Source organism: Lentisphaerota bacterium (genome assembly GCA_016873675.1).
GTDB lineage: Bacteria > Verrucomicrobiota > Kiritimatiellia > RFP12 > JAAYNR01 > VGWG01.
This window is the reverse complement of record VGWG01000114.1, coordinates 1-8,057: the sequence shown is the minus strand read 5'-3', so window position 1 is coordinate 8,057 and position 8,057 is coordinate 1. Positions and strand designations below refer to the sequence as shown.

At 65.0% G+C, this 8,057-nt stretch carries 7 protein-coding genes; 1 reads left to right on the top strand and 6 read right to left on the bottom strand.

Annotated elements, in window-relative coordinates:
• Positions 1 to 74 precede the first annotated feature (74 nt).
• A complete protein-coding gene (locus tag FJ222_10950; GenBank protein ID MBM4164937.1) occupies positions 75 to 779 on the top strand; it encodes a uridine kinase in 705 nt (234 codons plus the stop codon).
• Here FJ222_10950 and FJ222_10945 read toward each other — a convergent pair.
• The 6 genes from FJ222_10945 to FJ222_10920 all read right to left on the bottom strand — a co-directional run.
• Positions 713 to 1,348: a response regulator gene (locus FJ222_10945; protein MBM4164936.1), complete on the bottom strand. Its 636-nt coding sequence runs from the start codon at positions 1,346 to 1,348 to the stop codon at positions 713 to 715. The genes FJ222_10950 and FJ222_10945 overlap by 67 nt on opposite strands.
• Entirely contained in the window at positions 1,345 to 2,814 is a 1,470-nt protein-coding gene (locus FJ222_10940) for an NDP-sugar synthase (protein ID MBM4164935.1), read from the bottom strand. Before FJ222_10940 ends, FJ222_10945 begins: the two co-directional genes overlap by 4 nt.
• Entirely contained in the window at positions 2,811 to 3,152 is a 342-nt protein-coding gene (locus FJ222_10935; GenBank protein MBM4164934.1) for an STAS domain-containing protein, read from the bottom strand. The genes FJ222_10940 and FJ222_10935 overlap by 4 nt, the downstream gene beginning before the upstream one ends.
• Positions 3,153 to 3,165: 13 nt before the next feature.
• On the bottom strand, positions 3,166 to 3,873 hold the full coding sequence (locus FJ222_10930; protein MBM4164933.1) for a sugar transferase: 708 nt from the start codon (positions 3,871 to 3,873) through the stop codon (positions 3,166 to 3,168).
• 26 nt (positions 3,874 to 3,899) lie between these two features.
• Positions 3,900 to 5,930, bottom strand: coding sequence for a response regulator (locus FJ222_10925; GenBank protein ID MBM4164932.1), 2,031 nt, complete (start codon positions 5,928 to 5,930; stop codon positions 3,900 to 3,902).
• Positions 5,927 to 8,057, bottom strand: a 2,131-nt coding sequence (locus tag FJ222_10920; protein MBM4164931.1) for a glycogen/starch/alpha-glucan phosphorylase, incomplete at its 5' end; no start/stop codon positions are given. The genes FJ222_10920 and FJ222_10925, both read right to left, overlap by 4 nt.

Sequence of the window (8,057 nt, the reverse complement as noted above, 5' to 3'; positions counted from 1 at the left end):
ACGAGCTCCGATGACGATGGTGGCGATGCAGGTGTTGGCTTGATTCATTAGGTGGGCCTCGTTACAATAACGACATGCCTATTATGGCCACTCCTATCATCGTCGGCATTGCGGGCGGTTCCGGTTCGGGGAAGACAACCCTTGCCGAGGGACTCCGCGACCTGACGGCGGATTTCGGCAGTGTCGCTATCACCCAGGACGACTATTATCTGGGCGTGCCGGACGGAGCGGATGCGTCCGGCTACAATTTCGATGAGCCTGTGGCGCTGGATCTGGACCGGCTCGCGTCCGACCTGGCGGCGTTGAAGGCGGGGCGCGCCGTCCGCCGTCCGGTCTACGATTTCGTCCGGCACCGCCGGTCCGACCGTGCGCAGGTAACCTCCCCGTCGCCCCTGATCATCGTCGAAGGGCTCTTCCTTTTCGTGCTCCCGGCGCTGCGCGACCTTTTCGATCTGCGTTTCTTCGTGGATGTCCCTGCGCATGAGCGGCTGCGCAGGCGGGTCCAACGCGACCGGACGAGTCGCGGCCGGAGTGAAGAGGATGTCCGGAACCAATGGACTCGCCAGGTGGAGCCGATGTACGTGAAACACACGCTCCCGACGCGCGCGTGCGCAGATTTCGTCCTGGACATGCCCCATCCCGATGACCTGGCCTACAGCGAACAGGTCGTCGCCTTGTGGGGCATGATCGAAGTCAGGATGCAAGCGGATCGTCACGGCACGAAATCCTTCAAGTGTTTGTCTCCGAAAAGGTCGACTCCCAGCGCCGACTTGACGTAATAAAGCAGAAGGAACACGCCGATTCCGGCCAGCAGGACAACCAGAACCGTGACAGCGCAAACCCCCACGCTGCCGGCCAGAGCGCGCACGAACGTGGAGGTCGAGGTCTGAAGGCGATAAAGCCAGTAGGGTGTCGAGAGAACCTGGCGGTCAATCTGCGCCGCGTTTTGGATCAACAGGGATTGAACCCGCTCCATCTCCGACTGACGGATGGCGGCTCGGATGGCGTCATCCAACGCTTCCGGCGACACGGGTTCCGTCAGACAGCGGAACAGGTAACCGTGATTGAATGCCTCGATCACGCGGCCCTGATCGGCCCCGGCGGCAATCAGGATGATCTTGAGTTCGGGATGGGCAAGGCGCAAGGCGCGACAATACGTCAAGCCGTCTTCCGCATCCGGAAGATGCCAGACGATCGCCGCGGGAACCGGGTGTTGCGCAAGGACGCCGCGCGTCTCTTCGAGGGTGGCCGCAACCCGGCAATCGTATTCGAGGCCAAGCCGTCGCAACACCGTCTCGAACCCCGGCGCATCAGACCTGCGTAGAAGCAGCGGGTCCCTCTCCGTCATAGGGCCCCGCCGGACGAGGTGGTCATGCACGCCAGCAACCTGCCGAAGAGGGTTCGGCAGAGAATCCGCAGGTCCTCGATCGCGCTTCGATAGCGTTCATAGTAGAACGCATCGGCAGTCACCGCCGATGAAAAGGCATCGTTTCCGGCGGTGCGTGCCGTATGATAGCCGAAGGCCGCCGGATAATAGCGGCGCAATCGCCTCCGCAGATTGGCGTCCCGTTCGGGATGCAGCGGCGCGTGGCCGCAGAGCCAGAGCCGGCCCATCGCGGCAAGCGCGATCAGGGGAAACAAGTCCAGCGACAGGCCCGCGAAAGCACGGTTCAGCCTAGAGGAATCCACCGGGGGAAGCCAGTACGGCAAACTCCGCACCCGGGCGCGGACCGCGAGCCTTGGGCTGAACTGGAAACGCCCTTTGCCAAACGCTCTCAGCGCCAGGTAGAACAGGCAGAAGGGAAGGGCTTGAACCAGCGTCAGCACGACTGCGGCAACCCAGCCTCCGACCGCACGCAGAAGGTCGGAGGCGCGTGCGGGCGCTTCCAGGGGCGCGAGCAACCACGGATCGGCGATATCCACCGGCGTGCCGTCGGACGGGTCAATCAGTCGCGCGCCGGCGACCACCCGGTTTCTGATCTCCAGGTTTCGCCCGAGGTAGGTGTCATCCAGCACGACGCTCCCGGTCAACTCGGTTTGCCGATCGACGATCACGCCATTGCCGATCACCACGTCGGGCCCAATCACGGCCATGGGATGGATCCGGCAGTTGTCCCCGATGATCAACGGCGGGCGCAGTTCCGCGGAGAGAGGAATGATCACATTGCTGCCGATACAGGCGCCTTCCCCGCCGCCGAAGCCCGGACGCACGTAGCGGGCGATCTCGCCCCTGACCAGGCGCATGTTCATCTCGTAGTACGCGCGGATGTCGTCAAGCAGCACCGGTTCGAGGTCGAACGCCGTCCATGGTTCCGATGCCGTGTTACACACGCCGTTGGCAAGGGCGCTGACCGCGTCCGCATCGCGGCTCAGGAAGCAGGCGATCCGGCCTTCCGCCTTGCGCAGCAGCCAGGCCGCACCCGCGCCGGGCGCGGACGGGAGGGGGATGGGAATGGGATCGCCATCGGCAGCCTGCGCTCGCAGACGGCGCGGGAAAACCGGGCCGGCGATGTACAGTAGCCCTTCCTCCCATTGCCGGGGGGAACGGCGCAGGTAGACTTCGGGATCGGAGGTTTGTCTGAGAAACCCGTAGGCGATATGCAAACCCCAGCGGCTGCCGTCGCCGCAGAACCCCTCGATCTCGTCGGCCCCGTCGCCCAGCACCAGGCGAATATCCTCGATCCCCAGATGAACCGCCCATTCAAGCCAGTGCTCCACGAGCGGTTTTCCACCCACAGATGCCAGGCACCAGGGCCGTCCGTCAAGGGCATCGCCCCAATCCACCGCCAGACCGGTATGAAAAACCGCCTTCATGCCTCCGCTCCGAGCGCCTCCTCCACCGTGTCGAAGATCTCGAAGATCTTGAACGCGCGGGTGATCTCGAACACCATGCGAGCCTTATTGCCCAGGCGGGCGATCCGGATGTCACCGCCGCGCTCTGTCACGCGTTTCAGTAACGCGATCAGCACACCCAGTCCGGCGCTGTCGATGTAGTCCATCTCCCCCGCGTCCAGCACGATCTGTTCGATCGTCTCATGCTCGGCCATCCACTTCTGCATCTGCTCCCGGAACGTATCCACGCCGGCGGCATTCAACGGACCGTTGACCGTGGCGACCCCTTTCCCATTCCGAATCTCCATGCGCATGTTCATAACTCGCTCCTTCCTAATAGGCGCCGCGGCCGAACAGAACCGCGGGCACGGTTTTCAACATAATCACGATGTCTTTCCACAGACTCTGGCTTTGGATGTACTGCAAGTCCAGACGGACCTGTTCCTTGAAGGGGATCTCCGATCGTCCTTGGATCTGCCACAGACAGGTCAGGCCCGGCTTGGCGTGCAGGCGCTTGCGGTCTTCCAGCGTGTACTCGGCCACCTCGCGCGGCACGGGCGGGCGCGGACCGACAAGCGCCAGATCGCCGAAAAGAACATTCAAGAACTGAGGCATCTCGTCAATGCTGAAACGGCGGATGAAACGGCCCACCCGCGTGATGCGCGGATCGCGCTTCATCTTGAAGATCACGCCGTCGCCAGACTCGTTCTGCTGCACGAGCGTGTCTTTCAACTTCTCGGCGTTGCGCACCATGGAGCGGAACTTGTAGAACTTGAACTGCCGGCCGTTCTGGCCGACGCGCGTCTGGGCAAAAAAGACGGGCCAGCCGTCCTCGATGACGATGGCCAGCGAGACGGCCAAAAAGACCGGCGCCAGCAGGATCAGCCCGACAGTCGCCCCGATCACGTCGAGAACTCGTTTGAATGCGAATAGACTGCGCAGGCCGATCTCCCAGATGGCGAGTTTCACGGCCTGCCGACGGCGCAGCCGACGGATATCCGCCCGCGACACCGGCAGGTCCAGCGTTTTGAACAGCTCCATGCGCGCCTGGTAAATCGCTTCGTTCATCATTCAACTCCCGAATCCATCCCGCCTTCCGCCCGAAAGGAACTACTTACATGATAACAAGAAGTATTGCATCCGTCTGCCCGAATCAAGTCGCAATGCCGGGCGATGGCCTCGATGATACGCAACCCGCGTCCGCGCGCCGAATCAACGGGCTGTCGCCGCGTATGCGCCAGCCGCTCGAAAAAATCCCATTCCCGCCCGCGATCACGGAAGATGAGCTGGGCGCTCATGGGCAGCAGGCGGAGTTGGAACTCGATGCGTTCCCCCGGCGCCAACCGGCCATAGTCCACGACATTGGCCCCGTGCTCCATGGCCAGCAACTGCGCGGCGCCGGCGCTTTCTTCAGGCCATCCATCTTTCCGCAAGAGGCTCTCGATCTCCCCGGCGAGGGCCGCGACGGCTTCATGGGTCGGAGGAATCTTGCGCTTCAGCCGAAAGGATGCGGGATCGAGCGCGCGAACCACCAGCAAGGTGCAATCGTCCTGCGCCAGATCGTACCCCGCCGCCGTCAGGCGGTCGAACACGGCGCGCGCCGGATCCACAACGTCGGGATGTCGCAATGCGTCCGTGAGCATGGCGGAGAGGTTGCCGAGCCCGCAAAAATCAGCCGTCTCCCTGCGCCGCGCCTCGATCAATCCGTCGGAATATGCGGCAATCACGGCATCCGGGGGCAAGGTGACGTGGATTTCGTCAGCGATATCGTAAGCGGGAACCGCACCGGTATCCGGCAGGCCGATCGGCATCCCGCCGCGATCGTCCAGGGGTGGCAAAACCGTGCCGTTCGCATCGAACAGGAGCGGCGACGGATGTCCGCAGTTGAATGCCACGCAACGGCCATCGGTCCCAAGGATCGCGATAAACAGCGAGGCGTAGGACTCCGGGTTTGTCACGTAATGGCGGAAACGGCGATGGATGTCGTCGCACATCGCCGCCGGCCCGCGGTCGGCCTGTTCGCGCGCGACATCCTCCACCAGGGCCTTGAGCAGGGTGGCGATCATGGCCGGCGCGACGCCATGGCCGGCCACGTCGGCCACGTAGAAGCAGACCCGATCGCCGGGCAGGGGGATGGCATTGAACACGTCGCCTCCCACGCTCATACTGGCCTGATGAGCGAACCGGATTTCGACGGCGTCCCCGAAGAAAGGCTCCCGCGCGAGCAGTTTGCGCTGCAAGGCGCCCGCGGCATCCATCTCGCGCATCATGCGTGTCTGCCACTGGCGGAGCGCATCGCTCTGGCGCTTCAGTTCCAAAGCGTGGCGCGCGCGCGCCAGCAGTTCCCGGGCATGAAACGGCTTGCGAATGTAGTCGAACGCGCCCAGCACGAACGCATGCTCGACATCCTCCGGGGTGGTCCGGGCCGTGACCATGATGATCGTGACATCCCGTGTCGCCGGGTCGCTCTTGAGTTTTTCGCACACCTCATATCCCGACAGGCCGGGCATCATCACGTCCACGAGCGCCAGATCCGGCGCCTCCCGCCTGGCCAACGCCACCGCCTGTTCGCCGTTCTCGGCGTCGAGCACCGTCGCTCCCTGCGCAGTGAGCAGCTTGCGGAGATAAAGCCGGTTCGGATATTCGTCATCCACAATCAGGATGCGCCCCCGGACATCCGGTGCGTTCGGCAGGACATCGGGCGAGCGCCCGTCGGCAGGAGCGCCGCCGCGCATGTCCGTCCAAGCAGCAAGCTGCGCGGCCAGCGCCGAGCAACGCGCAAAGTCACCCGCCTTGGCCGCCAGACTCAACTCCTCGCCGACCACGGAGATCTCCGGCGCGCCGGCCGCGCCGCCCATGCCCTGCAAGGAGTGCGCCTGACGGCGGATGCCCGCCTCATCGGTCGTGTCCACCGCGGTTCGCAACGCCGCCACGGTCAGGGCCATCTGCCGCTCGAATGCCGCCAGGACCGCGTCGTCCACGAATTCATCCGAGCCGCGAAAGGCCTCGGCGCGTCCGGCCAGGCCCGGGATCAGATCGAGAAACAATCCCTTGGGTCCTTGTTCGTGTCCATCCAGGGTTTTCTTGTCTCCGCTCATGATCCGACTTCCCGCTTTGCGATCCGTTTCGGCCGCAGGTTCCAGATACTCCGGGCGTACTCTTCCACCGCGCGATCGCTCGAAAACCGTCCCATGCGCGCGATGTTCAGCGCCGCGCAGCGCGACCAGGCGGCGGGCGATCGGTAGAGATCCGAGACCCGCCGCTGGGTCTCGACATACGACCGGAAGTCCGCCAGGTGGAAGAAGAAGTCCCGCCCGGTCAGCGCATCCCTCAGGCCTTCGAACAGCCCGGCCCGCCCCGGACTCAGCGTGTCTCCGCGCAGCAGATCCAGCACCGCCGCGAGCTCGGGATCCCCGGCCATCCACGCGGACGGATCGTACGTGGCCCGGAGGGCATCGAGGTCTTCGACCCGGTGGCCGAAGACGAAGAAGTTGTCGAGGCCCACCGCTTCCGCGATCTCGATGTTGGCCCCGTCCCACGTGCCGATGGTCAACGCGCCGTTCAGCGCCAGCTTCATGTTCCCGGTGCCGGACGCCTCCGTGCCCGCCGTGGAGATCTGCTCGGAGAGGTCCGCCGCCGGGATGATGCATTCCGCCAGCGACACGTTGTAGTCCGGCAGGAACACCACCCGCAGACGGTCGCGGACGCGACGGTCCGCTTCGAGCATCCGGCCCACGTTGTTGATCAGCTTGATGATGTGCTTGGCGGTCGAATACGACGGCGCGGCCTTGGCGCCGAACACAAACGTTCGCGGCACGGGGTCCGCCTCGACGCCGTCTCGCAACCGCAGGTACAACGACAGGATATGCAGGACGTTCAGCAACTGGCGCTTGTATTCATGCAGGCGCTTGACCTGGACATCGAACAGGGAATCCGGATCGGCGGTCACCCCGAGGGCATCCCGTATCCGCGCCGCCAGCCGTTCCTTGTTCCGCCGCTTGATGCCGCGCAGTTCATCGAGGAATCCCGGATCGTCCGCATGCGCCTCGATCCGCCGCAACTCCGCGGCGTCCCGCAGCCAGCGGTCGCCGATGCGCGCGGACAGGCATGCGGCCAACTCGGGGTTGCACTGCCGGAGCCAGCGGCGGTGCGTCACGCCGTTGGTCACGTTCGTGAAGCGATCCGGCCAGAGTTGCGCGAAGTCGGACAGCAACCGGGTGCGCACGAGGTCCGAGTGCAGACGCGCCACGCCGTTCACGGCGTGACTGCCGACCACGGCGAGGTGGGCCATGCGCACGTGCTTGACGTCGCCTTCCTCGATCAGCGACATGCGCCGGAGCCGGTCCGTATCGCCCGGATGCAGCTCGGCCACGTGGCGCAGGAAGCGCGCGTTGATCTCGTAGACGATTTCCAGGTGCCGCGGCAGGACACGCTCGAACAGCGGCACCGGCCACCGCTCCAGCGCCTCCGGCATCAAGGTGTGATTGGTGTACGCCAGCGTGCGGGTGGCGACATCCCACGCCGTTTCCCACGGCAGTTCCTCCTCGTCCACCAGGATGCGCATCAATTCCGCCACGGCCAGCGCGGGGTGCGTGTCGTTCATCTGCGCCGCGGCGGCGTCGGGCAGGCGACGCCAATCGCGGCGGCTCCGGCGAAACGCGCGCGTGAGGTCACGCATCGCGCAGGCCACCAGGAAGTACTCCTGGAGCAGGCGCAGTTCCCGGCCCGCGCCGGTGCCGTCGGAGGGGTACAGCACCTTCGTGAGGGTCTCGGCCCAGTTCTTCTCCTCCACGGCGCGAACGTAGTCGCCCTGATTGAAGACGTCCAGGCGGAAGCCCTGCGCGGCCCGCGAACTCCAGAGGCGCAGCGCGTTGATCCGGCCGCCGTCCCAGCCCATGACGGGCACGTCGAACGGAACGCCCTCGATCATCTGCCAGTCCATCCAGACGGATTGGGCGGACTTCCCCGCGCCGACGACCGGCACGGTGCGCCCGTAGGCCAGTACGCTGACGGCGTCCTCGGGACGCACGATCTCCCAGGGCGTTCCAAGCCTCAGCCAATCGTCCGGCTGTTCCGCCTGCCAGCCGTCGTCGAACTCCTGCCGGAACATGCCATGCTCGTAACGCAGGCCGTGCCCATACGCGGCGTAGCCCAACGCAGCCAGGGAATCGAGATAGCAGGCCGCCAGCCGACCCAAGCCTCCGTTACCCAACCCGGCATCGGGC